General features: G+C 64.2%; 26 protein-coding genes. 12 read left to right on the top strand and 14 right to left on the bottom strand.

Annotated elements, in window-relative coordinates; translation table 11 throughout:
* Positions 1-19: 19 nt before the first annotated feature.
* Genes VSR72_RS05775 through VSR72_RS05755 form a run of 5 tightly spaced genes read right to left on the bottom strand, consistent with a single transcriptional unit; the run spans position 20 to position 5,318 of the window.
* On the bottom strand, positions 20-1,525 hold the full coding sequence (locus VSR72_RS05775; protein WP_342951434.1) for an efflux transporter outer membrane subunit: 1,506 nt from the start codon (positions 1,523-1,525) through the stop codon (positions 20-22).
* A 16-nt stretch (positions 1,526-1,541) separates the two neighbouring features.
* On the bottom strand, positions 1,542-2,684 hold the full coding sequence (locus VSR72_RS05770; RefSeq protein WP_342951433.1) for an ABC transporter permease: 1,143 nt from the start codon (positions 2,682-2,684) through the stop codon (positions 1,542-1,544).
* Positions 2,681-3,634 (bottom strand): ABC transporter ATP-binding protein, encoded by a 954-nt coding sequence (locus tag VSR72_RS05765; protein ID WP_342951432.1) that lies wholly within the window; start codon positions 3,632-3,634, stop codon positions 2,681-2,683. The genes VSR72_RS05770 and VSR72_RS05765 overlap by 4 nt, the downstream gene beginning before the upstream one ends.
* Entirely contained in the window at positions 3,631-4,551 is a 921-nt protein-coding gene (locus VSR72_RS05760; RefSeq protein ID WP_342951584.1) for an HlyD family efflux transporter periplasmic adaptor subunit, read from the bottom strand. The genes VSR72_RS05765 and VSR72_RS05760 overlap by 4 nt, the downstream gene beginning before the upstream one ends.
* Positions 4,552-4,577: 26 nt before the next feature.
* Positions 4,578-5,318, bottom strand: a complete 741-nt coding sequence (locus VSR72_RS05755; protein WP_342951431.1) for a TetR/AcrR family transcriptional regulator — start codon at positions 5,316-5,318, stop codon at positions 4,578-4,580.
* 177 nt (positions 5,319-5,495) lie between these two features.
* Here VSR72_RS05755 and VSR72_RS05750 point away from each other — a divergent pair, with 177 nt between their 5' ends.
* A complete protein-coding gene (locus tag VSR72_RS05750; protein ID WP_342951430.1) occupies positions 5,496-6,098 on the top strand; it encodes a response regulator transcription factor in 603 nt (200 codons plus the stop codon).
* Between the two features lie 111 nt (positions 6,099-6,209).
* Here VSR72_RS05750 and acnA read toward each other — a convergent pair whose 3' ends face one another.
* The 5 genes from acnA to VSR72_RS05725 all read right to left on the bottom strand — a co-directional run bounded on the left by acnA (position 6,210) and on the right by VSR72_RS05725 (position 13,491).
* Positions 6,210-8,927, bottom strand: coding sequence for an aconitate hydratase AcnA (gene acnA / locus VSR72_RS05745; protein WP_342951429.1), 2,718 nt, complete (start codon positions 8,925-8,927; stop codon positions 6,210-6,212).
* Positions 8,928-9,003: 76 nt separating this feature from the next.
* The gene (locus tag VSR72_RS05740) at positions 9,004-10,455 is read right to left on the bottom strand and encodes a bifunctional 2-methylcitrate dehydratase/aconitate hydratase (RefSeq protein ID WP_342951428.1); all 1,452 of its coding nucleotides are present in this window, start codon (positions 10,453-10,455) and stop codon (positions 9,004-9,006) included.
* 19 nt (positions 10,456-10,474) lie between these two features.
* Complete coding sequence (locus VSR72_RS05735; RefSeq protein ID WP_342951427.1) at positions 10,475-11,002, bottom strand: hypothetical protein; 528 nt, start codon at positions 11,000-11,002, stop codon at positions 10,475-10,477.
* 287 nt (positions 11,003-11,289) lie between these two features.
* Positions 11,290-12,303, bottom strand: coding sequence for an aldolase/citrate lyase family protein (locus VSR72_RS05730; RefSeq protein ID WP_342951426.1), 1,014 nt, complete (start codon positions 12,301-12,303; stop codon positions 11,290-11,292).
* A gap of 201 nt (positions 12,304-12,504) precedes the next feature.
* Complete coding sequence (locus VSR72_RS05725) at positions 12,505-13,491, bottom strand: malate dehydrogenase (protein WP_254337501.1); 987 nt, start codon at positions 13,489-13,491, stop codon at positions 12,505-12,507.
* Positions 13,492-14,093: 602 nt separating this feature from the next.
* Here VSR72_RS05725 and VSR72_RS05720 point away from each other — a divergent pair.
* From VSR72_RS05720 to gltA, 7 genes are all read left to right on the top strand, one after another.
* Positions 14,094-14,891: a GntR family transcriptional regulator gene (locus VSR72_RS05720; RefSeq protein WP_342951425.1), complete on the top strand. Its 798-nt coding sequence runs from the start codon at positions 14,094-14,096 to the stop codon at positions 14,889-14,891.
* Between the two features lie 149 nt (positions 14,892-15,040).
* Complete coding sequence (gene sdhC, locus VSR72_RS05715) at positions 15,041-15,457, top strand: succinate dehydrogenase, cytochrome b556 subunit (RefSeq protein ID WP_133183855.1); 417 nt, start codon at positions 15,041-15,043, stop codon at positions 15,455-15,457.
* A gap of 3 nt (positions 15,458-15,460) precedes the next feature.
* Positions 15,461-15,829 carry a succinate dehydrogenase, hydrophobic membrane anchor protein gene (gene sdhD, locus VSR72_RS05710; protein WP_342951424.1) on the top strand — a complete coding sequence of 123 codons (369 nt, stop codon included), beginning with the start codon at positions 15,461-15,463 and terminating at the stop codon, positions 15,827-15,829.
* A 4-nt stretch (positions 15,830-15,833) separates the two neighbouring features.
* Positions 15,834-17,609: a succinate dehydrogenase flavoprotein subunit gene (sdhA, locus tag VSR72_RS05705; protein ID WP_342951423.1), complete on the top strand. Its 1,776-nt coding sequence runs from the start codon at positions 15,834-15,836 to the stop codon at positions 17,607-17,609.
* Positions 17,610-17,637: 28 nt separating this feature from the next.
* The gene (locus tag VSR72_RS05700; protein ID WP_158760580.1) at positions 17,638-18,339 is read left to right on the top strand and encodes a succinate dehydrogenase iron-sulfur subunit; all 702 of its coding nucleotides are present in this window, start codon (positions 17,638-17,640) and stop codon (positions 18,337-18,339) included.
* Positions 18,340-18,354: 15 nt separating this feature from the next.
* A complete protein-coding gene (locus VSR72_RS05695) occupies positions 18,355-18,621 on the top strand; it encodes a succinate dehydrogenase assembly factor 2 (protein ID WP_028202905.1) in 267 nt (88 codons plus the stop codon).
* 90 nt (positions 18,622-18,711) lie between these two features.
* On the top strand, positions 18,712-20,013 hold the full coding sequence (gene gltA, locus VSR72_RS05690) for a citrate synthase (RefSeq protein ID WP_342951422.1): 1,302 nt from the start codon (positions 18,712-18,714) through the stop codon (positions 20,011-20,013).
* 117 nt (positions 20,014-20,130) lie between these two features.
* Here gltA and VSR72_RS05685 read toward each other — a convergent pair whose 3' ends face one another.
* Complete coding sequence (locus VSR72_RS05685) at positions 20,131-20,595, bottom strand: VOC family protein (protein ID WP_342951421.1); 465 nt, start codon at positions 20,593-20,595, stop codon at positions 20,131-20,133.
* 174 nt (positions 20,596-20,769) lie between these two features.
* On the opposite strand from VSR72_RS05685, the gene VSR72_RS05680 reads away from it, so the two are divergent.
* From VSR72_RS05680 to VSR72_RS05665, 4 genes are all read left to right on the top strand, one after another.
* Positions 20,770-21,618, top strand: coding sequence for an alpha/beta hydrolase (locus VSR72_RS05680; RefSeq protein ID WP_342951420.1), 849 nt, complete (start codon positions 20,770-20,772; stop codon positions 21,616-21,618).
* Positions 21,619-21,860: 242 nt separating this feature from the next.
* Entirely contained in the window at positions 21,861-22,367 is a 507-nt protein-coding gene (locus VSR72_RS05675; RefSeq protein WP_342951419.1) for a hypothetical protein, read from the top strand.
* A 72-nt stretch (positions 22,368-22,439) separates the two neighbouring features.
* Positions 22,440-23,807: a HAMP domain-containing sensor histidine kinase gene (locus tag VSR72_RS05670; RefSeq protein ID WP_342951418.1), complete on the top strand. Its 1,368-nt coding sequence runs from the start codon at positions 22,440-22,442 to the stop codon at positions 23,805-23,807.
* Positions 23,808-23,848: 41 nt separating this feature from the next.
* Positions 23,849-24,505, top strand: a complete 657-nt coding sequence (locus VSR72_RS05665) for a response regulator transcription factor (RefSeq protein ID WP_342951417.1) — start codon at positions 23,849-23,851, stop codon at positions 24,503-24,505.
* A gap of 121 nt (positions 24,506-24,626) precedes the next feature.
* Here the strand turns inward: VSR72_RS05665 and VSR72_RS05660 are convergent, their stop codons facing one another.
* From VSR72_RS05660 to VSR72_RS05650, 3 genes are all read right to left on the bottom strand, one after another.
* Complete coding sequence (locus VSR72_RS05660; protein WP_201696117.1) at positions 24,627-25,034, bottom strand: TerB family tellurite resistance protein; 408 nt, start codon at positions 25,032-25,034, stop codon at positions 24,627-24,629.
* A gap of 55 nt (positions 25,035-25,089) precedes the next feature.
* Entirely contained in the window at positions 25,090-25,374 is a 285-nt protein-coding gene (locus VSR72_RS05655) for a zf-TFIIB domain-containing protein (protein ID WP_342951583.1), read from the bottom strand.
* Between the two features lie 128 nt (positions 25,375-25,502).
* Positions 25,503-26,489, bottom strand: a complete 987-nt coding sequence (locus tag VSR72_RS05650; RefSeq protein WP_342951416.1) for a TerC family protein — start codon at positions 26,487-26,489, stop codon at positions 25,503-25,505.
* Positions 26,490-26,883 lie beyond the last annotated feature (394 nt).

The raw sequence follows: 26,883 nt of genomic DNA, 5'->3' as shown, positions 1-26,883 counted from the left end.
TTGCCGCGTGGGCAGCCGGTTATCGAATGGGCGCGGTGGGTGCCGGTTTGTCGTTGCCGGCCGTGGGCGGCTCGGTGGCAGGGAGTGGGGCGCCGCCCAGGGCTTGATAGAGCGCTGCGGTGTCCGTTAGCCGATCCGCATGAACGCGCGTGCGGTCGAGCAGCGTCTGGAGTGCCTGGCGTTGTGCGTCGATCAGCGAAAACTCACTGACGCCACCCGCGTTGTAGCGCGTTTGCGCGGTCGCTGCGTTGGCCTGTGCCTCGCGGGCGGCGTCGTCGCGCGCCTGCAGTTCGGTCGCGTCGTTCTGGAGCGCCTGGAGCGAGTCGGCGACCTGCTGCAACGCTTGCAGAACGGTCTGACGATAGTCGGCGAATGCGGCCTCATAGGCAGCTTCCGACGCACGCTTCTTCGCGCGCAATTCGCCGCCATGGAACAAGGGCTGTGTGAGGCCGAGCCCGACGTTCCAGATATTCAGCCCGCTGATAACGTCCTCGATATGCGTGCGCTCCGAGCCTATGCCCGCTGAGAGCGAGATCTGCGGATAGAGATTGGCGGTCGCGACCCCCACGTTCGCGCTTGCCTGGTGCAGCAGCGCCTCGGCGGCGCGTATGTCGGGACGCTCGCGGGCCAGCGTGGAAGGCACAGTGAGCGATACCGTGTTGGGCAGATGCAGCGTATCGAGCGAAAGGGCGTCGAGCGGCGCGGCGAACTGCGAAGGCGCTACCCCCAGCAGGGTTGCAAGCTGATGCTCCGCGGCGTCGCGCTGCGTTTCGAGCGGCGGCAGCGAGGCGCGTGTTTGCGCGAGCAGGGTGCGCTGGCTGCGCACGTCGATCTCCGCCACGCCGCCGGCCGCATAGCGCGCTTGCATGATCGCGAGTTGCCGTGCCTGCGTTTGCGCGAGTTGCATGGTTAAGTCGATCTGGCGTTGCAGCGATGCGCGGCGTATGGCGGTCGACACCACGTTGCCGGCCACCGAAAGCCGTGCCGCCTGCATTTCGTACGCCTGATAATCGACCTGGGCGAGTGTGGATTCGAGCGCACGACGGTTGGCGCCGAACACGTCGAATATGTACGAGACACTGACCGATGCGTTGTAAAGCGTAAACGGCGGCGGGTTCGGCACTTGCGTAATGCCGAACGCGGCGAGATCGACCTTCTGGCGCGTGCCGGAAAGCTTCAAATCGACGGAGGGAAAGTTCGTCGCGCCTGCTTGCGCGTTGTAGTTTTCACGCGCTTCAACGAGTTTGGCTCGCGCCGAGTCGAGCGTGGGGCTCGCGCGCAAGGCCTGATCGACGAGCTCGTTCAACTGCGCACTGCCGAATTGTGTCCACCAGGTATCCGGCGCGTGTTCCGCGCTGGCGAAGGTCTGTGCGCTGCCGCCGGGCCCGGTTGCGCTGGCGGTCGACGCGGGCAAGGGCTCGCGCGTCCAGCCCGTGGCATCGGGCGCGGCGGGCGTGTGAAAATCGGGACCCACGGCGCAGCCTGCGAGCATGAGCACAAGTAAAAAGGCGGCGTCGCGCTTCATGGTCGGGTGCCTCGCGCTAGTCGAGCGTGCGACGGTAGAAGCGCACGGCGATCGCCATGACCGCGATCGTGAATACGGCGAGCGGCCACACCGCGGGCCACAGGTCGGTCCAGCCGTTGCCCTTGAGCAGGATGCCGCGCACGAGCCGGTTGAAATACGTGAGCGGCAGCAGGTTGCCGATCCACTGCGCCCAACGCGGCATGCCGCCGAACGGGAACATGAAGCCGGAGAGCAGCAGGCTTGGCAGGAAATAGAACATCGTCAACTGCATGGCCTGCAACTGGTTCTGCGCGAGCGACGAAAGGGTGATGCCCACCGTGAGATTCGCGGCGATGAAGAGCAGCGCCGAAAGATAGAGCGTGACGAGACCGCCCGCGAACGGCACATGAAACACATAGCGCGCGGCGAGCACAATGATGGTTGCCTGAATCAGCCCGATCGCCACGTACGGAATGATCTTGCCCGTCATGACCTCGATGGGCAGCACGGGTGTGGCGAGCAGGTTCTCCATCGTGCCGCGCTCGCGCTCGCGCGTGATCGCGAGGCCCGTCATCATCACCATCGTCATGGTGAGGATCACGCCCATCAAGCCGGGCACCACGTTGTATTGCGTAATGCCCTCGGGGTTGTAGAGCCGGTGCACCTGAACGTCGAATGCGGCAGGCGTGCCGTTCAGGTGCGCGAGCGGCCCGGTGAGGTCCTTCGCAGCGACGGGCGCGATGAGCCCAGGCAGAGCAGCGACCGCCGTGGTGATCGCGGTGGGGTCGCTCGCGTCGGCTTCAAGGAGAAGCGTGGGTCTTTCGCCGCGCAACAGGCGCCGCGAGAAATCGACAGGAATGCTTAGCACAAACTGAACCGTGCCGCGCGCGAGGGCGTGGCGTGCCGAGGCTTCGTCGGGCAGCGTTTCTTTCACGTCGAAATAGGCGGAATTGCGCATGCCCGCAACGAAGCTGCGTGCGAATACGCTGTCCTCGCCCACGACGATGGCCGTGGGCAGATGCTTGGGGTCGGTATTGATCGCATAGCCGAACAGCGTGAGCTGGATGATCGGCAGGCCAACGATCATCGCGAACGTGATGCGATCGCGCTTGAGCTGCAAGAACTCCTTGAGCACGATGCTCCACCAGCGCGCCACGGAAAACGGGAACGACGCGCTCACGACTTCACTCCGTAGTTGTCTTGAGCATGACTCATCAGGTAGATGAAGACGTCCTCCAGGCCGGTGTCGATGCGTTCCGCGCGCAGCGGCTGGCCTTCCACGGCGCGCTCGACCGCAGCGGCGAGCGCGGCATGATCGCGTCCGCTTGCGTGCAGCGCGGAGCCGAACACCACCGTCTGCTCGATGCCAGGCGCGTCGCGCAACTGCGCAGCCAGCGTGCTGAGCCGCTCGCCATGAATCGCCCACGTTTCGAGATTCTGTTCGGCGATCACTTCGGTGGCGGTGCCCTGCGTGAGCAGCTTGCCGTAGGCGATATAGGCGAGCTTGTGACAGCGTTCGGCCTCGTCCATGTAATGCGTGCTCACGAGCACTGAAATGCCTTGCGCGGCGAGACGGTGCAATTCCTCCCAGAAGTCGCGGCGCGCGGTGGGATCGACGCCTGCAGTCGGTTCGTCGAGCAGCAGCAGTTCGGGCTCGTGCAGCATGCAGGCCGCGAGCGCGAGCCGCTGCTTCCAGCCGCCCGAGAGCGCGCCCGTGAGCTGGCTCGCGCGGCTCGCGAGCCCGAGCGATTCGAGCGCGCGGTCGACGGCCTCGCGGCGGTTCGGCATCTGATAGATGCGCGCAACGAAGTCCAGGTTCTCGCGTATCGTCAGGTCTTCCCAGTACGAGAAGCGCTGCGTCATGTAGCCCACGTGACGCTTGATCTGCGCGCTCTCGCGCAGGATGTCGTAGCCAAGGCAAGTGCCCGTACCGGAGTCGGGCGTGAGCAGCCCGCACATGAGCCGGATCGATGTGGTCTTGCCGCTGCCGTTCGGTCCGAGAAAGCCGAATATCTCGCCGCGCCCCACACGCAGCGATACGTCGTTCACGACGTGCTTGCTGCCGAAGTGCTTGTTGAGATTGCGCACGTCGATCGCGTAGTCGCCGGTCAATTGATCAGGTGTGCTCATTGCAGCGTCACCTCGACCGGCTGGCCCGGATGCAGCTTCACGGCGTCTTGCGCAGAGGGCCGCGCCTCGATCATGAAAACGAGCTTCGCGCGGTTCTCGTTGCTGTAGATGACGGGTGGCGTGTATTCGGCGGCGTTCGAAATCCACGTGATGGTGGCGGGAACCTGGGCGGCGCAGCCGTCGCAACGCACGTTCACCTTGCGGCCGGGCGCGAGCGATCCGACGATCGTTTCGGGCACGAAGAAGCGCACCTTCACGTTTTGCGGCGGCAGCATCTGCACGACGGGGTTGCCCGCCTGCACCCACTCGCCCACGCGAAATAGCGTGTCGTAGACGAGGCCGCCGCTCGGCACGTTCACGCGCTTCTGATCGAGCCGCCACTGCGCCTGCGCAAGCGAGGCGCGCGAGGCTTCGACATCGGCGGCTTGGGCGGCGATTTGCGCAGTACGCCCCGGCAGATTCGCCACGCGCACCTGGTTTTGCAGCTCGCGCACCTGGGCGGCAGTGGAGGCGGCCTGCGCGCGCGAGTCGTCGAGCTGCGCCTGGGCAATGCCGCCCGCGCGCAGTTGCGCCTCGTCGCGCGTGAGCTGAAGCGCGGCCTTGTGTGCGTTCGCCTCGGCCTGAGCGAGTTGCGCCTCGGTCACGCGCACCTCGGGCGGGCGCTTGCCGGTCTGGAGGTCGGCGAGCTGCTTCTGTGCGGCCGTGAGCCGATGCTGCGCCTCGTCGCGCGCCGCCGCTTCCTCGACGGAATCGAGCGCGAAGGCGGGCGTGTTGGCGGCCACGGTTTGCCCGCGTTGCACTTCGAGGTGCGTGAGCGTGCCCGACTGCGACGACGCGAGATAGACGTACTCCCCTTCGGCATAGCCCTGCCAGCCAGGCGGTTCATGCCTGGAACACGCGGCGAGTGCGAACACCATGGCGCACAGGCAGACATTGCCGCGCGTCATGGCGTGTTCCCCTTGCGGGCCGCAGCGGGGCCCGGCACGCGGCGCACGCGCCTGTCTTGCGGCGCGGGCCGCAAAGCTGCGCTCAACAGCGCACTCACATGTCGATGCAACGCCTCGCGCTCGATCTTCGGAAAGCCGCGCGTGCTTTGCCAGAGCTTCGAAGTGGCGAGCGGCAGCATGACGAGCGCGAGAATCGAGATGAAGAGCAGCGGCGCTTCCAGTTCGGCGTTGACGCTGCCGTGGCGCTGCGCCTCGGTCACGCGCGCGGCGAATCGCTGCAACTGCTCGATGGGCAGTCGCTTGAGCATGCGCTCGCGCAGCAAGCCACCTTCGTTGACGATTTCGCGCAGCCAGAGCGGCGGCAACCAGGGCATGCGCGCAGTGACTTCGAAAAGCCGCGCGACCAGTTCCTCCACGAGTGCGTGGGGGTCCTGAGCGATATCACTTTCCACGCTCTCCCACACGAAAGCGATCGAGCGCGCGATGCGCTCGTCGACCACGGCATCGAGCAGCTTTTCGCGGTTGGTGAAGTAGTAGTGAACCATGGCGGACGTCACGCCCGCGGCCTCGGCGATCTGCGCAATGGTGGTGGCTGCAATGCCCTGCTCGCCGAACAGTTGCGTGGCGCTGGCCAGCAACCGCTCGCGCATGTCGAGGTCGGCGGCGGCGCGGCGCCGGCCGCGCGGGCGGGGCGTATCAGCAGTATCAGCGGCGGCGGTGCGGGTGCGCGTGATCATCGTTCCACTTTAATTCACGCGTTAGTTAAATTCAAACTGCGCGCGCAGTGGGTTAACCCTGCGACCGTACCTCGAGAGTCGTTTCAGAACTTTCCTATACAAAAACGATGCCATGTCGTTCAGGCTGTGAGATTCCCGCTGAAGGCTCAAATAAAACACTCCGCCATGGAACAGATAATGAAACGCATCGTGGTAATCGACGACCATCCGATCGTGCTGAAGATGCTCGCCAACGTGCTGAATACGGAGTACGAACTGGTGGGAGAGTGCAGCGACGGCGAAGAGGGCCTGCGCCTCGTGCAGGATTTGCATCCCGATCTGGTGATCCTCGACCTCGAGTTGCCCAAGCTCGACGGCCTCTCCGTCATCCGTGGCATTCGCGTGAAGCAGCCCGGTGCGCGCATTCTCGTGCTCTCTGCGAAGCCCGAATTGGTCATGGCCAATCACACGCGCGTGGCGGGTGCGAACGGCTATGTGAACAAGAATCGCGGCGTGGAGGAGCTGTGCGGTGTGGTCAAGGCGGTCCTGCTCGGCTACGACTGCTTCCCGGCGGGCAGTTGCGGCGGCGGCCGCGACGTGGCGCTCAACGGGCTGTCGCCGCGTGAAGTCGAAGTCCTGCAGTATCTCGCGCGGGGCATGAGCAACAAAGGCATTGCGGCGCGGCTCGGGCTGTCCGATAAAACGGTCAGCACGTATAAGACCCGCGTGCTGGACAAGCTAGGCGTGTCGTCGCTCGCGGCGTTGATCGAGTTTGCTACGTTGAACAAACTGATCGAATAGCGCCACCCAAAGCACAGCCGAAAAAAAAGCCCGACTTACGTCGGGCTCGAAGTGTGACCGCACCCGTTGCCGGGCGCGGCACCTGCAAAAACTCCGTACTTGCGCCGCCAGTTAAGCAGCCAGGAGCGAGCGCAGCACGAACGGCAGAATACCGCCGTGCTTGTAGTAATCCACTTCGATCGGCGTGTCGATGCGCAGCAGCACCTGCACGCGTTGATCCTTGCCGTCCTTGTGGTGGATCACGAGCGTCAGGTCCTGTTGCGGCTTGAAGTCGTCCGTCAGGCCTTCGATGTCGAACGTTTCTTCGCCGGTCAGGCCGAGAGACTGCACGCTGTCCGAACCCTTGAACTGCAGCGGCAGAACGCCCATGCCAACGAGATTCGAGCGGTGAATACGCTCGAAGCTGCGTGCGACTACGGCCTTCACGCCCAGCAGTTGCGTGCCCTTCGCCGCCCAGTCACGCGACGAACCCGTGCCGTACTCTTCGCCAGCGAACACCATCGTCGGCGTGCCGGCGTCGATGTACTTCATGGCGGCGTCGTAAATCGACAGCTGTTCGCCACTCGGCTGGTGAATCGTCAGGCCGCCTTCCACGCGCGTGCCGTCGGCCTTGGCCGGGATCATCAGGTTCTTGATACGCACGTTCGCGAAGGTGCCGCGCATCATCACGTCGTGGTTGCCGCGGCGCGAGCCATAGCTGTTGAAGTCGGCCTTCTGCACGCCGTTCTCCTTCAGCCAGCGGCCTGCGGGCGAGTCTTCCTTGATCGAGCCAGCCGGGCTGATGTGGTCGGTCGTAACCGAGTCACCGAAGATGCCCAGTGCGCGCGCGCCCTTGACCTCGGCCACCGACGACGACGGCGTCATCGAGAACTCGCTGCCGAAGAACGGCGGTTCGGCGATGTACGTCGACTTCGGCCAGTCGTAGACCTGACCTTCTTCGCCTTCGATCTTGCTCCACAGGTCGCCCTTCTTCGTGAGCTGGCTGTAGTTCTTCTGGAACGCGTCCGGGTCGAGTGCGAACTTGAGCAGCGCGTTGACTTCGTCGCTCGTCGGCCAGATGTCGCCGAGGTAGATGTCGCGGCCGCCCTTGCCCTTGCCGACCGGTTCCGTCATCAGGTCGCGCGTGATGTTGCCCGCGATCGCGTAAGCGACGACCAGCGGCGGCGAGGCCAGGAAGTTCGCGCGAATGTTCGGGTGGATACGCGCTTCGAAGTTACGGTTGCCCGAGAGCACCGCAGCCGCGACGACGTCGTTCTTGACGATCGACTCGTTCAGTTCCGGCGTCAGGTCGCCGGCGTTGCCGATACAGGTCGTGCAGCCGTAAGCCGCGAGTTCGAAGCCGAGCTTCGAGAGGTACGGCAGCAGGCCCGTCTTCGTCAGGTATTCCGTGACGATGCGCGATCCCGGAGCGAGCGACGTCTTGATGTGCGGCGCGACCGTCATGCCCGCTTCCACGGCCTTCTTCGCGAGCAGACCGGCGGCCAGCAGCACGCTCGGGTTCGACGTGTTCGTGCACGACGTGATCGCGGCGATCAGCACGTCGCCGTTGTGCAGCTTGACCTTCTCGCCCGCCGCATATTCGGCCGTCAGGTCGGCGGCCTTCTTGTTGAATCCGTTTTCCGCGACCGGCTTCGAGAACAGGTCAGTGAAGGTCGACTTCACGTTGCCGATTTCAATGCGGTCTTGCGGACGCTTCGGACCGGCCAGCGACGGCGCGACCGTGCCGAGGTCGAGCGTGAGCGTCTTCGTGTATTCGATGTCGCCAGCCTTCGGCACGCCGAAGAGTTCCTGCGCCTTGAAGTAGTTCTCGAAGGCGTCGATTTCGGCTTGCGTGCGGCCCGTGCCCTTGAAGTAGTCGATCGTCTTTTCGTCGACCGGGAAGAAGCCCATCGTGGCACCGTATTCCGGCGCCATGTTGCCGATGGTCGCGCGGTCGGGCACGCCGATCGACGCCGTGCCTTCGCCGAAAAATTCGACGAACTTGCCGACGACCTTCTCCTTGCGCAGCATTTCGGTGATGGTCAGCACGAGGTCGGTTGCCGTGCAGCCTTCGCGCAGCTTGCCCTTCAGCTCGACGCCGACCACGTCAGGCGTGAGGAAGTACACCGGCTGGCCGAGCATGCCGGCTTCGGCCTCGATGCCGCCCACGCCCCAGCCCACCACGCCGATGCCGTTGATCATCGTGGTGTGCGAGTCGGTGCCGACGAGCGTGTCCGGGTAGTAGACGGTATCGCCGCCTTCAGCCTTCTTGTGCACGCCGCGCGCGAGGTATTCGAGGTTCACCTGGTGGACGATGCCGATGCCCGGCGGCACGACCTTGAACGTGTCGAACGCCTGCATGCCCCACTTCATGAACTGGTAGCGCTCGTTGTTGCGCTGGAATTCCAGCTTCATGTTCAGGTCGAGCGCGTCCTTCTGGCGGAAGTAGTCGATCTGGACCGAGTGGTCGACGACGAGATCCACCGGCACGAGCGGCTCGATGACCTTCGGGTCCTTGCCGACCTGCTTGGCCACGCCGCGCATGGCGGCGATGTCGGCGAGCAGCGGCACGCCCGTGAAGTCCTGCAGCACGACGCGGGCGACGACGAACGGGATTTCGTCGACGCGCGAGGCGTTCGGCTTCCAGTTCGCCAGTTGCTCGATGTGCTCTTCCGCGATCTTCTTGCCGTCGTAGTTACGCAGCACAGACTCGAGCACGAGACGGATCGAAACCGGCAGACGATTGATCTTCACGCCAAGCTGCTTGCCGAGTTGCGGCAGCGAGTAGAACTTGCCTTTGCCGGAACCGCTGTCGAATTCTTTTAGCGTTTTGTGGAGATTGTGGGCCATAGTGTTTTCCTTCGTTTAATCGCGGAAATAACGCTTACTGCTCGTTTGCTGCTGTCACTGATACCTGTCTGATTGCTCAGATCACATACATGTCGACGTACTCGTTGACGGGCAGGGCGTAAAGCCTGGCTTCGTCGAGCGAGACATCGAGAATCGCCTGCTGCTGCTTCGCGGGGAAGCGGCGCGCAAGGTTGATTCGAAACTTCTCGATCAAAAGCGGAATGCCTTCTTCGCGGCGCCGCTTGTGGCCAATCGGGTACTCCACGACGACCTCGTCGAGCGTCGTGCCGTCGCTCAATTCGATTGTGAGCGCGTTCGCGATCGAACGCTTGTCCGGGTCGTGATAATTCTTCGTGAACTGCGAGTCTTCCACGCATACCGTTTTCGCGCGCAGCGCGTCGATGCGCGGATCGCTCGCGATTTCGTCTTCGTAATCGGCGGCGGTGAGGCGTCCGAAGATCAGCGGCACGGCGACCATGTACTGGATACAGTGATCGCGGTCGGCCGGATTCGCAAGCGGGCCGCTCTTGTCGATGATGCGGATTGCCGCTTCGTGCGTGCGTATGGTGATGCGCTGGATGTCCCCAACCGTCAAGCCTTTTTGCGCGAGCACGCCGTGCAGCGTCATCGCGGCTTCGGCGGCGGTCTGCGCGTGGAATTCGGCGGGGAACGAAATCTTGAACAGCACGTTTTCCATCACATACGTGCCGTAGGGACGCTGGAACCTGAACGGCTGTCCCTTGAATGAGACGTCGTAGAAGCCCCACGTTTTTGCCGTGAGCGCCGAGGGATAGCCCATCTCGCCCGTTTTCGCCATGAGCGCGAGGCGCACGGCCCGCGAGGTGGCGTCGCCGGCGGCCCACGACTTGCGCGAGCCCGTATTGGGCGCGTGGCGGTAGGTGCGCAGCGACTGGCCGTCGACCATCGCGAGCGAAACGGCGTTGATGAGTTCTTCGCGCGTGAGCCCGAGCATTTGCCCGACCACGGCGGTCGAGGCGAGTTTCACGAGCAGCACATGGTCGAGACCGACCTTGTTGAACGAGTTCTCCAGCGCAATGCAGCCCTGGATCTCGTGCGCCTTCACCATGGCTTCGAGCACGCGCTTCATGGTGAGCGGCGCTTTGCCCTGAGCGATGGCGGTGCGCGAAAGCCAGTCGGCGGTCGCGAGGATGCCGCCCAGGTTGTCCGACGGATGGCCCCATTCGGCGGCGAGCCACGTGTCGTTGAAGTCGAGCCAGCGGATCATCGCGCCGATGTTGAACGCGGCCTGAACCGGATCGAGCTGGAACTGGGTGCCCGGCACCTTCGCGCCATGCGGGACGATCGTGCCCGGCACGATCGGTCCCAGCAGCTTGGTGCAGGCGGGGTAGGAGAGCGCCTCGAGTCCGCAGCCGAGGGTATCGATCAGGCAATGCCTGGCCGTTGTCAGCGCGAGCGCGCTGTCTACCGGCAAATTCAGGACATAGTCGACGATATCGACCAGTACCTGGTCCGGCTGCGGCCTGACGTTGGAGATCAGGGCGGACATCGAGGCGATCCTGCGGGTCTTACTGGCCCGCGGCGCCGCTGGCGGCTGCCGGAGCGCGGTTAGCCGGGTTCAGCGCGTTGGCCTGCGTCGGCGCCATTGCGCCTTGCTGCATGGCAACCGTCTTGCACTCGTCGGCCAGACGCGAGCTGTCCTTGTCCGAGAACAGCATGGCCTTCGTCGGGATCACGACGAGGTCGAGGCCGGTGGCGGCGTCGTGGAAGCGGTCAGCGCCCGTCGTGGTGACCTGACGCGGCAGGTTGTAGTTCTTGTTCGCCCAGTGAACGGTAACGATCTGGTCACGCGCCATGTCGCCCTTCAGGTCGAATTGTGCGCCTTCAGCGCAGCTCCAGTGCTCCGAGCCTTCCGGGACCGGATCCATCTTCGCTTCCTTGGCCGGGTTGGCCTTGCGCTTGATGATGCGGTGCTTAGGGGCCGGCTTCTTGGCAGTCGTGGTCGACGTCGTGCCTTGTGCGGCGGCGTCGGTGGCGGCCAGCATCAGCGTCGAGGACAGCGTGCCGATGACAGCGGCGATCAGCAGTTTCTTCATGAGTGTCAAACCTTTATCTATCGAAAAGCGGTTGATCAGTGCGCGGTTGAACAGGCAACCGCCGTTTGCACTGCGCGCGCCCTGTAAGCGCGCAGCGGACGCTATTTTCACCTATTTATCGCCATGAACTTCAATTTCTCCGGCCCGGTGTTGTTTGCGCCTTGGTTCGCAAGTAACTGCCTGTAACTGTCCGTGACTGCCGTCGCTGCGCTATGTGTCGCGAGGCCCGCTTCAGTGCCGCGGCGCCATACGTTGAAAACGTTTTCGGCGGCCGTTCGCGGCGCGCATCAGGCCGACTCCTGCGCGAGTTCGCCTCGCGCGAACAACGGCGCCGCTTCGGCCGGCACGGCGCGCCCCGTGGCGCGCGCGCGGCGCAGCACCGACCAGTAATAGCGGTAGCTCGCGCGGTCGTGCAGCGTGTCGCCGTGGCGTGTCGGACCCCATTGCGCGTGTTGCGCAGCCAGCAGGATGTCGGCGGCTAGCGCGATTTCTTCGTCGCGCGGCGCGAAAGCGGCCACGATCGCGGGAATCTGCGCCGGATGAATGCTCCACATGCGCGTGTAGCCGAACTCGTTGCGCGCGCGGCGCGCGTCGTTCGCCACGACTTCCATGTCGCGCACTTCCGTGCTCACGTTGTGCGAGGGCACGCGGCCGAACGCGTGGCACGCGGCCGCGATTTCGAGCTTCGCGCGGCGCACGAGCGGGTGGTCGAACTGGCCGGGCGAGCGCATGGCCGTGTCGGGAATCGCGCCGTCGTGCGCGGAGACGAAGTCCATCAGGCCGAAGCTCAGCGACTCGACGCCGCGCAGCGCGGCGAGGTCGAACACGCGCGCGAGCGCGCCATGCGTTTCGACGAGCAATTGAACGGGAATGGGCTTGTCGATGCCCATCTCGACGCGCGTGGCCTCGATGAACGCCGTCATTTCGGCGGCGTCGCCTACGGCGCGGATCTTCGGCAGCGTGATGAAGGCCGGCGCGCGCTTCGCGGCGCGCAGGATCATGCGCACGTCGTCGCGCCAGTGCGGGTGATGGAAATCGTGGATACGGACGCCGACGCGGCCAAAGCGGTCGTGCTCGCCGCCGATGAACGACGCCACGAGCTCGGCGTGCTCGGCTTCGCGGCCGACCTGCGCACCGTCTTCGCAGTCGAGCGTGATGTCGAATACCGGGCCCAACTGCTGCTGCAGTGCGAGCGATTTGAGCATCAGCTTCTCGCTGCCCGCGTAGTGATCGCATGCGGGCAGGATGGCGGGCGGCGCTTCGCCGTCAAACAGCACTTCTGCTGGGAGAATGGCGCGCATCTTCGGCGTCGGGAGTCGAGTTTTGTAGGAGATACCGGATTCGGATGCGTCCTGTCTGGCAAGGCGCATGCGGATCGGGGGGCCCGCCTAGGGCGGCCCGCGTAGGGCCGCGGAGGCCAGATGGCCTGCGGAGCTTGCCCCACAGGCCCATAAAGCAGAACGGAACGGGCGTAAATCGCGCGTTCCGTTCGTACAGCAGGCTTACTTGCCGAGCAGGTGAGCGACGCCTTCGCGCTCTTCGAGCAGCTCGTTGAGCGTGCCGTCCATCTTCTCGCGCGAGAACGCGTCGATTTCCAGGCCTTCCACGCGCTTGTATTCGCCGTTTTCGCAGGTCACCGGCACGCCGTAGATGATGTCTTCGGGGATGCCATACGAGCCGTCCGACGGGATACCCATCGTGACCCACTTGCCGTTCGTGCCGAGGACCCAGTCACGCACGTGATCGATCGCTGCATTGGCCGCCGATGCAGCCGACGACAGGCCGCGCGCTTCGATGATCGCTGCGCCGCGCTTGCCGACCGTCGGGATGAACGTGTTGCGGTTCCATTCGTCGTCGTTGATCAGCTTGGTCAGCGACTGGCCTTCGGCCGTGGCGACGCGGAAGTCGGGGTACATCGTCGGCGAGTGGTTGCCCCACACGGCGAGCTTCTCGATCGAAGCAACCGGCTTGCCCGACTTGGCGGCCAGTTGCGAGAGCGCGCGGTTGTGGTCCAGACGCAGCATGGCCGTGAAGTTCTTCTTCGGCAGGTCCGGAGCCGACTTCATGGCGATGTAGGCGTTCGTGTTGGCCGGGTTGCCGACGACCAGCACCTTCACGTCGCGGCTGGCGACGTCGTTCAGCGCCTTGCCCTGAACCGTGAAGATCTCGGCGTTGGCCGACAGCAGGTCCTTACGCTCCATGCCCTTCGAGCGCGGACGTGCGCCAACCAGCAGGGCGACGTCGGCGTCCTTGAACGCGACCTTCGGGTCGTCGGTGATGACCACGCCCGCGAGCAGCGGGAATGCGCAGTCGTCGAGTTCCATGACGACGCCCTTGACGGCAGCTTGCGCTTGCGGGAGGTCCAGCAGTTGCAGGATGACGGGCTGATCCTTGCCGAGCAGGTCGCCATTCGCAATGCGGAACAGCAGGGAGTAAGCGATCTGACCTGCGGCGCCGGTGACGGCAACGCGCTTTGCGGGCTTAGCCATTGAAAATCTCCAGGAAGATGCGTTAGACGCCAGGGTAAAACGCCATTCTATATGCGCGATACACGAAGCGTAGGTGAAACAGGCGGTCTTTAACGCTTGCGTGCGCGCTTCACTGGATCAACAACGACTGCCAAGCCGTGACGCGGGCGCCGCCGGCGCGGACCGCCGTGCCGGTAACCTGTGCAACATGGCAAGAGGTGAACGGGGCGCCCTTCGAGGGACGCCGGGCGCTGGCCGCTTCGCGTGTGCCGACTCCTGCAACAGCTCGCTCGGGCTCTCCCACAGACGCGCGGCGCGCAACGACTCACGCGTGCCGGCTGGGCGGATCGAAACCTCTACTGCGTTTACTGCATGAGGGAACAGCATCGTGCAAGGCGGCTCGCGGCGCATTCGCCACGAGGTGGATGCAGCCGGCGGCTCTTCTTCGTCATGCCGGGTTCATGTCCTGAAATTAGCATGCAGCCTGCCCGCAAACCCTTGCTCGATCGGGAGTGTAGGAGTCGACAGGGTCAAAGTCAACAGTATCTTATGTCTTATATAAGACATAACTATTGCAGGCAAAATGCTTGATGCGTAGGGGGCTTTATGTTGAAATGCGCGCCATGAGTGCAAACCCGGCCAGCAACGCGAATTCCACCGCTCCCGAGAGCGGGGTTCCAGCGTCTGCGCCCGCGGTTCCGCCGTCCCCCACCTTCAGTCCGCTGTACCAGCAGATCAAGGGGCTCATTACACAGAGCCTCGAGTCCGGCGAGTGGAAGCCCGGCGAAATCATCCCCAGCGAAGTCGAACTGGCCGCCCGTTACAAGGTGAGCCAGGGGACCGTACGCAAGGCGATCGACGAGCTGGCTGCCGACAATCTTCTGGTGCGCCGTCAGGGCAAGGGTACATTTGTTGCAACGCACAATGAAGAGCGCGCCCAGTTTCGCTTTCTGAGACTACTCGCCGACGACGGCGCGGAGCACCCGCACGTGAGCAAGCTGCTCGAGTGCCGGCGCCTGCGCGCCTCCGCGGAGATCGCGCGTCAACTCGACCTCAAGCCCTCGGACCCGGTGGTGCTGATCCGGCGTCTCCTGCAGTTCGACGGCGAAAGCACCGTGCTCGACGAGATCTGGCTGCCCGGCGGCGTGTTCCGCGGGCTCACGATCGAGCGCCTTGCCGAGTACAAAGGCCCGCTGTACGCCATGTTCGAGGCGGAGTTCGGCACGCGCATGATTCGTGCGACCGAGAAGATCCGCGCCGTGGCTGCGGAGCCCACGGTGGCCGATCTGCTCAAGGTCCCGGCAGGTTTTCCTTTGCTATCGGTCGAGCGAGTGTCCTATACCTATGGAGACCGGCCGGTCGAGGTACGCCGCGGCTGGTATGTCACAACTGGGTACTACTATCAGAATGATCTGAGTTGACGGGCGGCCGCGCGAAAGGCGCGGCGGCCCTCCCCACGTGCCTTTGCTTGCGCGCGCCACCAGCCTTACCCGTCGTGGATTTCGCTGCAGCGCGATATGAAAAGGCGCTAAAATTGCGAATTAGTGTTAACACATAGTAGGGGTCTAGCATGGCAGAAGCCGCAAAAAAACCGAGGCCGGAATACCGGAACATCGGGCTTGGGCAGATATTGTTCGCATACCGCCTGCCTCTGGCCGGCCGTGTGTCGATCGGCCACCGCATCAGCGGTGTGCTGTTGTTCCTGTTCTTGCCTTTCATCTTGTTCCTGTTGGACCAGAGCCTCACTTCGGAGCTTAGCTTCGAGGTATTCAAGGGCTTCCTTTCCAACATCATCGTCAAGCTCATCGTGCTGGTCCTCGGATGGGCGTTCCTGTTTCACTTCTGCGCTGGCGTGCGTCACCTGTGCATGGACTTCAACCATGGCCTCGTGAGCAAGGAAAAAGGCAAGTCGACCTCCCTGGTCGTCGTGATCATCTCCACGGTCCTCACGATCGCCTTTGCGGCAAAACTCTTCGGAGCGTTCTAAAAAATGTCGGCTAAAAACGGTATCGGTCCGAAGCGCCTCGTCGTCGGCGCTCACTACGGCATTCGCGACTGGATCGCGCAACGCGCCACCGCCGTGATCATGGCGATCTACACGATCGTGCTGCTCGTCCTGTTCTTCGGCGCGCACGACTTCTCGTATGACGGCTGGGCGTCGATCTTCGCCGCGCAGTGGATGAAGCTGGCCACGTTCGTCACCCTGGTCGCGCTGTTCCTGCACGCGTGGGTCGGTGTGCGTGACATCTGGATGGACTACATCAAGCCGGTCGGCCTGCGCATCACGCTGGACGTCCTCACGATCGCATGGCTGCTGGGCAGCCTCGGCTACGCCGCTCAGATTCTCTGGAGAGTGTAAAAGAATGGCTGCAATCAAGAATTCACTGCCGCGTCGCAAGTTCGACGTGGTCATCGTCGGTGCTGGCGGCTCGGGGATGCGCGCTTCGCTGCAACTCGCGCGCGCTGGCCTGTCGGTTTGCGTGCTCTCGAAGGTGTTCCCCACGCGTTCGCACACGGTGGCGGCGCAGGGCGGCATCGGCGCCTCGCTCGGCAACATGAGCGAAGACAACTGGCACTACCACTTCTACGACACGATCAAGGGTTCCGACTGGCTCGGCGACCAGGACGCGATCGAGTTCATGTGCCGTGAAGCGCCGAACGCCGTGTACGAGCTCGAACACATGGGCATGCCGTTCGACCGTAACGCCGACGGCACGATCTACCAGCGCCCGTTCGGCGGCCACACGGCCAATTACGGCGAAAAGCCGGTTCAGCGCGCCTGTGCTGCTGCTGACCGTACCGGCCACGCGCTGCTGCACACGCTGTATCAGCAGAACGTCGCGGCGAAGACCACGTTCTTCGTCGAATGGATGGCGCTCGACCTGATCCGCGACGCCGAAGGCGACGTGCTCGGCGTGACCGCGCTCGAAATGGAAACGGGCGACGTCTACATCCTCGAAGGCAAGACCACGCTGTTCGCCACGGGCGGCGCAGGCCGGATCTTCGCGGCATCGACCAACGCGTTCATCAACACCGGTGACGGCCTTGGCATGGCGGCCCGCTCGGGCATCGCGCTGCAGGACATGGAGTTCTGGCAGTTCCACCCGACCGGCGTGGCCGGCGCGGGCGTGCTGATCACGGAAGGCGTGCGCGGCGAAGGCGGCATTCTGCGTAACTCGAACGGCGAGCGCTTCATGGAGCGTTACGCGCCGACCCTGAAGGACCTGGCGCCGCGCGACTTCGTTTCGCGCTCGATGGACCAGGAAATCAAGGAAGGCCGTGGCGTGGGTCCGCACAAGGACCACGTGCTGCTCGACCTGTCGCACATCGGCGCCGAGACGATCATGAAGCGTCTGCCGTCGATCCGCGAAATCGCGCTCAAGTTCGCCAACGTGGACTGTATCAAGGAGCCGATCCCGGTCGTGCCGACCATCCACTACCAGATGGGCGGCATCCCGACGAACATCAACGGCCAGGTCGTTGGCACGCCGAAGGGTCACGAAGAAGTCGTCAACGGCTTCTACGCCGTGGGCGAATGCTCGTGCGTCTCGGTGCACGGCGCTAACCGTCTGGGCACGAACTCGCTGCTCGACCTCGTGGTGTTCGGCCGTGCGGCTGGCAACCACATCGTCAAGCACGTGAAGGAACTGCGCGAGCACAAGCCGCTGCCGGCCGACGCCGCCGACTTCGCGCTCTCGCGCCTGGCCGAACTCGACAAGTCGACCTCGGGCGAGTACGCGCAGAGCGTTGCGAACGACATCCGCGGCTCGATGCAAAAGCACGCTGGCGTGTTCCGCACGTCGAAGCTGCTGGCAGACGGTGTGAAGGACATCGCTCAGATCGCCGAGCGCGCGAAGCACATCCACCTGAAGGACAAGTCGAAGGTGTTCAACACGGCGCGCGTGGAAGCGCTCGAAGTGGCGAACCTGGTCGAAGTTGCGCGCGCAACGATGGTCTCGGCTGAAGCCCGCAAGGAAAGCCGTGGTGCGCACGCACAGAGCGACTTTGAACACCGCGACGACGAAAACTGGCTGCGCCATACGCTCTGGTTCAGCGAAGGTGACCGACTCGATTACAAGCCGGTCCACATGAAACCGCTGACCGTCGAGTCCGTGCCGCCGAAGGCGCGTACGTTCTAAGGCACACGCCAGTCAAAAGGAATTGGAAATGGCCAAACGCATTTTTGAAGTCTATCGCTACGACCCGGACAAGGACGCGGCGCCGCGCATGCAAACGTACGAGCTGGAACTCACGCACGAGCGCATGCTGCTCGACGCGCTGGTCAAGCTCAAGGAAGTGGACGAGACGCTGTCGTTCCGCCGTTCGTGCCGTGAAGGCGTGTGCGGTTCGGACGCCATGAACATCAACGGCAAGAACGGTCTCGCCTGCCTGACGAACCTGAACGACCTGCCGGCGAAGATCGTGCTGCGTCCGCTGCCGGGCCTGCCCGTCGTGCGCGACCTGATCTGCGACTTCACGCAGTTCTTCAACCAGTACCACTCGATCAAGCCGTACCTGATCAACGACACGCCGCCGCCCGAGAAGGAGCGTCTGCAGTCGCCTGAGCAGCGTGACGAACTCGATGGCCTGTACGAGTGTATTCTGTGCGCTAGCTGCTCGACCTCGTGCCCGAGCTTCTGGTGGAACCCGGACAAGTTCGTCGGCCCGGCAGGTCTCCTGCAGGCTTACCGCTTCATCGCGGACAGCCGCGACGAAGCGACCGGCGAGCGCCTCGACAACCTCGAGGACCCGTACCGTCTGTTCCGTTGCCACACGATCATGAACTGCGTCGACGTTTGCCCGAAGGGCCTGAACCCGACGAAGGCGATCGGCAAGATCAAGGAACTGATGTTCCGCCGCGCGGTTTGATGCTGCTGTTCTGAAATGGAATCGCACCAGTCTGACCCCCATCGCCGCGCGCGCCTTCGCTGGCGCGCGCGGCGCGGCCTGCTCGAAAATGATCTGATTTTTGAGCGGTTTTTCGAGCGCTATGAGCATGAACTCAGCGACGCCGACGTGGGCGCACTCACGCGCCTGCTCGAGCTGAGCGATAACGACCTGATGGACTTGCTGCTCGCGCGCAAGGAACCAGAAGGCGACCTTGCCGACCCGGACGTGAAGCGGGTGCTGGAGCTGCTTCGGAACGTCTGAGCGCGGCGGCGTCCGCAGTTGTCTTGCAGGCGCCGCGCCGGACGTACAAAACTATCGAATCCCGTGTTTATCTTCGATTGAGGATGTGCTATGACCCCGTCTGATGTAAAAGCCACGCTATCGTTCAGCGACAATTCGCCGAGCGTCGAACTGCCGATCTACAAGGGCACGATGGGCCCGGATGTGATCGACATCCGCAAACTGTACGGTCAGACCGGCAAGTTCACGTATGACCCGGGCTTCATGTCGACGGCGGCGTGCAACTCGGCGATCACGTACATTGACGGGGACAAGGGCGAGTTGCTGTACCGCGGCTACCCGATCGACAACCTCGCGCAAAACGCCGACTTCCTCGAAACCTGCTACCTGCTGTACCGCGGCGAACTGCCGAACGCGGCGCAGAAGGAAGAGTTCGTGCGCACCGTCACGCAGCACACGATGGTTCACGAGCAAATGCAGTTCTTCTTCCGCGGCTTCCGCCGCGACGCGCACCCGATGGCGATTCTCGTCGCCGCAGTCGGCGCGCTGTCGGCGTTCTATCACGACTCGCTCGACATCAATAACCCGAAGCATCGTGAAGTTTCGGCGATCCGCATGATCGCGAAGCTGCCGACGCTCGTCGCCATGGCGTACAAGTACTCGATCGGCCAGCCGTTCGTGTACCCGCAGAACAATCTGTCGTACAGCGCGAACTTCATGCGCATGATGTTCTCGAACCCGTGCGAAGAGTACAAGGTCAACGACGTGCTCGTGCGCGCGCTCGACCGTATCCTCATCCTGCACGCCGACCACGAGCAGAACGCTTCGACGTCGACGGTTCGTCTGGCTGGCTCGTCGGGCGCGAACCCGTTCGCGTGTATCGCGGCCGGTATCGCTTGTCTGTGGGGCCCGGCGCACGGTGGTGCGAACGAAGCTGCACTGAACATGCTCGAAGAAATCGGCTCGCCGGACAAGATTCCTGAGTTCATCAAGCAGGTGAAGGACAAGAACTCAGGCGTGAAGCTCATGGGCTTCGGACACCGCGTGTACAAGAACTACGACCCGCGTGCGAAGCTGATGCGCGAGACGTGCTACGAAGTGCTGAACGAACTCGGTCTGCACGACGATCCGCTCTTCAAGCTCGCCATGCAGCTCGAAAAGATCGCGCTGGAAGACGAATACTTCGTGTCGCGCAAGCTCTACCCGAACGTCGACTTCTACTCGGGTATCGTGCAGCGCGCACTGGGCATCCCGACCTCGATGTTCACGTGTATCTTCGCGATGGCGCGTACGGTGGGCTGGATTGCGCAGTGGAACGAAATGATCGCCGACCCCGAGCAGAAGATCGGCCGTCCGCGTCAGCTGTTCATCGGCGAAACGCCGCGCGAAGCGAAGCCGATCGCTCAGCGCTAAGCAGTTTCGCCTGGCCATGCCGCGCGCTTGACGGCGCGCTGCGTGCAAGCCTTCAAGCAAACGCCCCGACGGGTTATCGCCCGTCGGGGCGTTTTCTATTTGCGCCAGCGGCCGCGCTCAAACCCAGCCGTCGATCTTCAGCCCGCTCGCCTTTTCCGCTTCTTCGCGCGTGACCTCGCGCACCGTTTCGCCAAAGCTCCACACGTGGCCTTCGGGGTCGCTTGCCGCATAGACGCGGTCGCCGTAGAACTGGTCCGCCGGCTCGCGGACGATCCTGGCACCGGCGGCGCGGGCGCGCTCGCAATGCGCGTCGAGGCCGCTTTTCAGTTGCACGTGGACCGACTGCGTGTTCTTGCCTTCCACATCGGCCGGGCTCGAGTACGGCATGCCGGGCCAGCCGCCGCAGATCATCACGTAGCCGTCTTCGAAGCGCATTTCCGAGTGACCGAGTTTCCCGTCGGGCGTGGTCACGACGAACTGACGCTTGAAGCCGAACGCCTTTTCGAGCCAGTCGAGCGCGGCGAACGGATCGCGATAGTAGATGGCAGACCCGAAAGCCGGACGCGGGGAGGTGTTGCTCATGCTTGTCTCCTTTTGGCAGTACGTGTGAAGAATCTAGCACCAGCATGGTGCGGCTGCGCGCAACGCGTCCTTGCAGCGGATGCCTAGCCATTACCTCCGACGTAATCGTCAGCGCGCACGGCTTCGGCGACCATGGTCCTCATCGGCACACCCCACCCGCAAGGAGCGACGACCATGGCACGCGACACCCTCAATGCCCGCCAACCCGGCTACATCCGCATCGACGACGACACGGCGCTGCACTACCGCGACTGGGGCGACGGCGCGCCGCTCGTGTTCCTCTCGGGCTGGACGCTCAACGCCGACATGTGGAACTACCAATGCGCGCCGCTCGCGGCCGCGGGCTTTCGCTGCGTGACATACGACCGTCGCGGACATGGGCGCTCCAGCGACCCGGGCCGCGGCTACGACTACGACACGCTCGCCGACGATCTCGAAGCGGTACTCGACGCCCGCGGACTGGCGCGCGTGACGCTGATCGGCCATTCGTTCGCGAGCGGCGAGATCGTGCGTTATTTGAGCCGTCACGGTTCGCGCCGAGTAGCGGGCATCGTGCTGCTTTCGCCAGCATCGACGCCGTATTTGCTCAAGACTGCTGATAATCCCGGCGGGCTCGATGCGAGCCTCTTCGAAGCGTCGATAGAAGAGATGCTCACGTCGTTTCCCGACTGGATCGAGCGGCGCGCCGAGGCTTACTTTGGCCATGGCACCTCGCGCGCGGTCATCCAGTGGACGGCCGACATGATGCTGGCCACGTCGTTTTGCGCGGCCACGCAATTGCCCCGCATACAGATGGTTACCGACTTCCGCAGCGAACTGGCCGCCATCGATGTGCCGGCGCTCGTGCTGCACGGCGACTGCGATGCCTCGGCCCCGCTCGAGATCACCGGCCGCCCCACGGCGGCGGCGCTCGAACGTGCGACGCTGAAGGTTTATGAGGGCGGCACGCATGGCATGTACTTCAACCACGCAGCACGCGTGAACGACGACATTCGCGCGTTCGTCACGCGGTGGCAGGCATGAAACAGGCATCAAGCAGGCATAAAGCGCGACACGGCCAGGTCACGGATACAACTGGTAATCAGGGCACGGCCACTCGCGCCAGGCGCAAGGGAATAGCGCCCGTACGCCCCTCGTTTTGCAGATGACACGCGGCTCGCGCGAGCGAACTCACGCGCCGCGTGCGAGGCATACCGATGGAGTCTTCACGGCTACGGCGCGCAGCCTGCGCGCCGCGAGGCCGGTCCATCGAGAGGGGCGACATCATGCGCAAACTTCTCGCCTTCAGCGTGCTGGCCTGTCTGCTGGGCGCCTGCTCGACGCCGGTCGTGTCGCAGCAGGCCGCGGACGGTACTTACAACGGTACTTACCCGCCGCCCGCATGCCGCACCGTCACTGGCGTTGCGGACATCGACGGCACGCCGCAGCAAATCAGCGGCCTCGCGTGCCTGCAACCCGACGGCACATGGCAGATCGTGCAGGGCGATGACACGCTCGTCTACCCGATGGCCTGGCCCGACGCGACAACCTGGTACGCCGGCCCGTGGTACGGCTGGTGGCCGCCGGTGTTCGTGGGTGGCTCGTTCGTGTTCGTCGATCACTTCCACCACTTTCATCACATGGATCACGTCTTCCCGGGCGGCCCGCATATGCATCCGGCGCCGGGCATGCACGGCGGCTTTCATGGCGGTGGCGGATTCCATGGTGGTCATGGCGGTGTCTGGAGCGGAACGGGTGGCATGGGTGGCATGCACGGCGGCTCTCATCGCTGAAACATGGCGCACAGCGAATTGCGCACGACGAATCCTTTATGATGGAGCGCGCCTCCCCACCCGAGACGCTCCATGTTCTTCGCCGCGCATTCCCTGCATCGCCGTCTGAGCATTGCGATCGGCACGCTCGCGATCCTCGTCGGCGTGCTGGGCGCGCTCGGCACGTTCCTCGTCGTGCGCAGTCTCGCCGCCGAATTCAACACGACCCTGCGCGACGCCGCCGCGCACGTGCAGACCGGCGTGCCGCATCGCGCGATCGAGCCGCGCGGCGACAACGAAGCCGCCGACAATTTCGTCGTGCAGATCTGGTCCGCCGACGACGGCGAAGTCCCGAGTCGCACGAGCAACGCCCGCGTCGCGCTGCCGCGTGCGCAAAGCGGCTTCTCGTCGATCGAATACGACGGCGAATCGTGGGACGTGTTCGCGCTCGCCGCCGGCGACGAATACATTCAGGTCGCCGAATCGCGCAGCATGCGCAACCGCAACGCCTTGCGCGTGGCGTTCTGGAGCCTGCTGCCCGTGCTCGCGCTGCTGCCGCTGCTCGCGCTCACGATCGCGGTGACGGTGCGCGTTTCGCTGCGGCCGCTGGAGCGCGTCGGGCGGCGCGCGGCGAACGTCGATCTGCACGACCTGAAGCCGCTCGAAGTCGGGCAGGCGCCCGTCGAGCTACGGCCGTTCGTGGAGTCGATCAATCGCATGATCGAGCGCCTTTCCCTGCTCGTGAACGCCGAGCGCATGTTTATCGCCGATGCCGCGCACGAACTGCGCTCGCCGATCTCCGCCATGCAGTTGCAGATCGACAATCTGCGCAATGCGCCGCCCGAGCAGTACCCGGAGCGCTTCGAGGAACTGCGGCGCGGCATCGTGCGCACCGGCTCGCTGATGTCGCAACTGCTCGGTCTTGCGCGCGCCGAAATCGGCAGCGCGCAACGCGTGCTGACCGAGGTGCCGCTCGCGCAGGTCGTCACCGACGTGCTGTCCGACCTGCTGCCGCTTGCCGACGCGCGCGGCGTCGATCTGGGTGTGACGCGCCTCGACGACGTGGCGGTGCGCGCCACCGAAACCGACATGCGCGTGCTCGTGCGCAATCTCGTCGACAACGCAATTCGCTACAGCCACGAAGGCGCGCATGTGGACGTGGCGGTGTACCGCGAGGACAAAGGCGTCGTCGTCGAGGTGACCGACAACGGGCCCGGCATTGCCGATGCCGATCTGCCGCGCGTGTTCGACCGGTTTTTCCGCGCGGGCGGTCACCGGGTTGATCAGCGCGATGACCATGACTCGCACGGCAGCGGCCTCGGGCTCGCCATCGCGCAGGCGGTGGCGCAGAGCTATCGCGGACGCGTGACGCTCGCGAACCGGCGCGACGGGCAAACGGGCATCGTCGCGCGTGTCGAGATACCGCGCGCATTGCCGCGCCAATCCAGCGCAGGCAAGTAAGGCAAAATCCCGGGAAGCATGCGAAACAAAGGACGGACACGATGCGGATTCTGCTGATCGAAGACGATCTGCTGATCGGGCCCGCGCTGCTGCGCGCGTTGAAGGACGCGTCATACAGCGTCGACTGGGTGCGCACGGGCGAGAGCGGCCGTGACGCCATTCGCGACGGCTCGTACACGGCGATCCTGCTCGACCTCGGTCTCGGCGACATGAGCGGACTCGACGTGCTGCGCGGCCTGCGCGAGTCGCAGGACGCCACGCCCGTGCTCATCATCACGGCGCGCGACGACGTGGACACGCGCGTGGAAGGCCTCGATCTCGGCGCCGACGACTATGTCGTGAAGCCGTTCGAGAGCAAGGAACTGCTCGCGCGCATCCGCGCCGTGGTGCGGCGCAAGTCGGGCTTCGCCTCGCCGACCATGGGCAGCGGCCGCGTCACGCTCGACATGAATGCGCGGCGCCTCACGTTCGATGGCCAGTCCGACGATCTTTCTGCGCGCGAATACGCACTCATGCTCGCGCTGCTCGAGCGGCCGGGCGCGATCCTGTCGCGTCAGCAAATCGAGGAACGGCTCTACGGCTGGGGCGAGGAAGTGGAAAGCAACGCGGTGGACGCCGTGATCTACAGCGTGCGCCGCAAGTTCGGCCATGCGGTGATCCGCAATGTGCGCGGGCTCGGCTGGGCCGTGTGCGCGTAAGCGCCGGGAAACACGGACATAAAAAAGCGCGCAAGACGCTGCGCGCTGTAAAAACCGCGGCGAGCGGAGGGGCTCGCCGCGTGGCGCGTTGCGCGGGGGAAGGCACGCAGCGCGCGTGAACTTACGCCAGCAGGCGCTGCCAGGGTTCCTTTTGCCAGGCGCGGCTAAGCGAGGCGAGCAGCGCGACTTCGTTTTCGGCCACGTGCCGGTCCGAATACACGGCCACATGGCACAGATTCAGCACTTCGGCACGCAGCGCGGGGTCGTCGAGCTCGCGCATCACTTGCTGCATCACGTCGGAGTCGAGCTTGCACGCGTCGCTCCAGTTCAGGTGCGAGGTGGTCTGCAAATCTTCGCACAGGCCCTTGAGGATTTCGCCGAATTCGCCCGGCGCGAGGCCGAGCCGGTCGGCCAGGCGCGCGCGATGGACTGCTGCAAGCTCCTCGCTGCTCAGGTGGCCATCCGCGAGCAGCGCGACAGCGACGATCCGGCCCGCGGCTTGCGGGCTGTTGCAGGTATAGGTACGCATGTTCAGGAATCCTCTTGAAACGTGATGTCGATGGAACGGTTGGCGTAGCCGCGGCTCAGTCGAAGATGTCCTGAAGCCACGACTTGCGGCGATGGCCATTGCCGCTGTAGCTGTCGTGAGCGCGGCGTGGGGCGTAGTCACCGTGCGGCGTGCCGTGATGGCGGCTTGCCTGCGGCTCGCTTTCGTCGCGGTATCGCCGGTTGCCGCTGCTGCGTTCGATCAGCTTGTCGAGTTCGCCGCGATCGAGCCAGACGCCGCGACACTGCGGGCAGTAGTCGAGTTCGACGCCCTGACGCTCCGCGAGCGAGAGGGTGACGTCAGGGCAGTTGGGGCATTTCATGATGCGCTCCGTGATGAGTGACAGGTCATCGAGGCCCTTGCCGTCTTGCGTGAAGGGCAATGCGGTCTCGATGGAAACCATCCTGGCAGAGCAAAATGAGCGAAGAATGAGGAGCGCCCAGCTTGCGTTCACGAAGTGCCGAGCGTGTCCTTCGGCTTTTGCGTCTTGGCGAGCGACACCACCACGCCGCCCGCGAGCAGCGCAGCCGTCACGCCAAGGCTGAACAGCGCGGGAATCTTGCCGATGATGCCCACCAGAAATATCTTCGCCCCGATGAACACCAGCACGAGCGCGAGCGCGTGCTTGAGGTAGTAAAAGCGGTGCGCCATGGCCGCGAGCGCGAAGTAGAGCGCGCGCAGACCGAGCACGGCGAAGATGTTGCTCGTATAGACGATGAACGGATCAGTCGTGATCGAGAAGATCGCGGGGATCGAATCGACCGCGAAAATCAGGTCGGCGAATTCGATCATCACGAGCGCGAGGAGGAGCGGCGTGGCGAGCAGCGCGGACTTGCCGGTGCGCGGATGCGCTTGCCGCACGAGGAACGCGCGGCCTTCGAGCTGCGGCGTGACCGGCAGCTTGCGGCGCAGCCAGCGCAGCAGGGCGCTGTCTTCCACGCCGTGCTCTTCCTTCGGGCCGATCAGCATCTTCACGCCGGTCACGGCGAGAAACACGCCGAACACGTACAGCATCCACTCGAACTGTGCGACGAGCGCAGCGCCGAGTCCGACCATCAATGCCCGCAGCACCAGCACGCCGACAATGCCCCAGAACAGCACGCGATGCTGAAGGTGCCGCGGCACGGCAAGCGCGCCGAAAATCGACGCAATGACGAACACGTTATCTAGCGAGAGCGACTTTTCGATCAGATAGCCGGTGATGTACTCGGTGGCCGGCTGCGCGCCGAGCTGCCACCAGACGAAGCCGCCGAACAGCACGCCCACGGCGATATAGCCGAGCGAGAGCCACAGGCTTTCGCGGATGCCGATTTCGTGGTCGTCGCGATGCAGCACCCCGAGATCGAGCACGAGCAGCACGATCACCACCGCGAGGAAGGCGATCCAGAGCCACGCGGGCTGACCGAGGAAGGAGGCTGTGACGATCGGCGCGAGCATGGTCGATCCTTTGAACGTAGAGGGGGACGTGGCCCCCGTGCGCGGTTTTCGCGGGCACAGCCGGCCTGCTGGGCCTGGCGCCCATAGGGGCAAGCATAGAGGCAAAGAATGAGCCGTGGATGAGCGGTGGCCGGGCAGGTGCTTCGTTTCGCGTAGCGCTGTGCGTTGACGCAGGTCAGGCGGCTGCTGACGCGACTACGATTTCGCCTTTGTCTTTTGGAGGTGTGTCATGGTCGCCCGTTTCCTCATCGCCCTGTTTGGGCTGATCGCGCTGGCGGGTGGCGAACGCCGTCGTGCCGAATTACGGCCGCGACGGTGAGCAGGCGAATACGTTGCAGCGCTACTACCAGCGTAATGACGCAGAGAAGGCGTTCAACGATCTTGGCTGCCGATA

This window comes from Paraburkholderia sp. JHI869 (assembly GCF_038900775.1).
Lineage (GTDB): Bacteria > Pseudomonadota > Gammaproteobacteria > Burkholderiales > Burkholderiaceae > Paraburkholderia.
This window is presented reverse-complemented; position numbering and strand designations above follow the sequence as displayed.

What these genes read in the sequence shown, in the direction of transcription:
- VSR72_RS05655 (WP_342951583.1), bottom strand. Translation starts at nt 25,374, where the DNA reads ATGAAATGCCCCAACTGCCCTGACGTCACCCTCTCGCTCGCGGAGCGT.
- VSR72_RS05680 (WP_342951420.1), top strand. Translation starts at nt 20,770, where the DNA reads ATGGCACGCGACACCCTCAATGCCCGCCAACCCGGCTACATCCGCATC.
- VSR72_RS05675 (WP_342951419.1), top strand. Translation starts at nt 21,861, where the DNA reads ATGCGCAAACTTCTCGCCTTCAGCGTGCTGGCCTGTCTGCTGGGCGCC.
- VSR72_RS05730 (WP_342951426.1), bottom strand. Translation starts at nt 12,303, where the DNA reads ATGCGCGCCATTCTCCCAGCAGAAGTGCTGTTTGACGGCGAAGCGCCG.
- sdhC (WP_133183855.1), top strand. Translation starts at nt 15,041, where the DNA reads ATGGCAGAAGCCGCAAAAAAACCGAGGCCGGAATACCGGAACATCGGG.
- VSR72_RS05750 (WP_342951430.1), top strand. Translation starts at nt 5,496, where the DNA reads ATGAAACGCATCGTGGTAATCGACGACCATCCGATCGTGCTGAAGATG.
- VSR72_RS05760 (WP_342951584.1), bottom strand. Translation starts at nt 4,551, where the DNA reads ATGGTGTTCGCACTCGCCGCGTGTTCCAGGCATGAACCGCCTGGCTGG.
- VSR72_RS05665 (WP_342951417.1), top strand. Translation starts at nt 23,849, where the DNA reads ATGCGGATTCTGCTGATCGAAGACGATCTGCTGATCGGGCCCGCGCTG.
- gltA (WP_342951422.1), top strand. Translation starts at nt 18,712, where the DNA reads ATGACCCCGTCTGATGTAAAAGCCACGCTATCGTTCAGCGACAATTCG.
- VSR72_RS05670 (WP_342951418.1), top strand. Translation starts at nt 22,440, where the DNA reads ATGTTCTTCGCCGCGCATTCCCTGCATCGCCGTCTGAGCATTGCGATC.
- VSR72_RS05700 (WP_158760580.1), top strand. Translation starts at nt 17,638, where the DNA reads ATGGCCAAACGCATTTTTGAAGTCTATCGCTACGACCCGGACAAGGAC.
- VSR72_RS05775 (WP_342951434.1), bottom strand. Translation starts at nt 1,525, where the DNA reads ATGAAGCGCGACGCCGCCTTTTTACTTGTGCTCATGCTCGCAGGCTGC.
- sdhA (WP_342951423.1), top strand. Translation starts at nt 15,834, where the DNA reads ATGGCTGCAATCAAGAATTCACTGCCGCGTCGCAAGTTCGACGTGGTC.
- sdhD (WP_342951424.1), top strand. Translation starts at nt 15,461, where the DNA reads ATGTCGGCTAAAAACGGTATCGGTCCGAAGCGCCTCGTCGTCGGCGCT.
- VSR72_RS05755 (WP_342951431.1), bottom strand. Translation starts at nt 5,318, where the DNA reads ATGATCACGCGCACCCGCACCGCCGCCGCTGATACTGCTGATACGCCC.
- VSR72_RS05695 (WP_028202905.1), top strand. Translation starts at nt 18,355, where the DNA reads ATGGAATCGCACCAGTCTGACCCCCATCGCCGCGCGCGCCTTCGCTGG.
- VSR72_RS05765 (WP_342951432.1), bottom strand. Translation starts at nt 3,634, where the DNA reads ATGAGCACACCTGATCAATTGACCGGCGACTACGCGATCGACGTGCGC.
- VSR72_RS05735 (WP_342951427.1), bottom strand. Translation starts at nt 11,002, where the DNA reads ATGAAGAAACTGCTGATCGCCGCTGTCATCGGCACGCTGTCCTCGACG.
- VSR72_RS05685 (WP_342951421.1), bottom strand. Translation starts at nt 20,595, where the DNA reads ATGAGCAACACCTCCCCGCGTCCGGCTTTCGGGTCTGCCATCTACTAT.
- VSR72_RS05725 (WP_254337501.1), bottom strand. Translation starts at nt 13,491, where the DNA reads ATGGCTAAGCCCGCAAAGCGCGTTGCCGTCACCGGCGCCGCAGGTCAG.
- VSR72_RS05720 (WP_342951425.1), top strand. Translation starts at nt 14,094, where the DNA reads ATGAGTGCAAACCCGGCCAGCAACGCGAATTCCACCGCTCCCGAGAGC.
- VSR72_RS05660 (WP_201696117.1), bottom strand. Translation starts at nt 25,034, where the DNA reads ATGCGTACCTATACCTGCAACAGCCCGCAAGCCGCGGGCCGGATCGTC.
- VSR72_RS05650 (WP_342951416.1), bottom strand. Translation starts at nt 26,489, where the DNA reads ATGCTCGCGCCGATCGTCACAGCCTCCTTCCTCGGTCAGCCCGCGTGG.
- acnA (WP_342951429.1), bottom strand. Translation starts at nt 8,927, where the DNA reads ATGGCCCACAATCTCCACAAAACGCTAAAAGAATTCGACAGCGGTTCC.
- VSR72_RS05740 (WP_342951428.1), bottom strand. Translation starts at nt 10,455, where the DNA reads ATGTCCGCCCTGATCTCCAACGTCAGGCCGCAGCCGGACCAGGTACTG.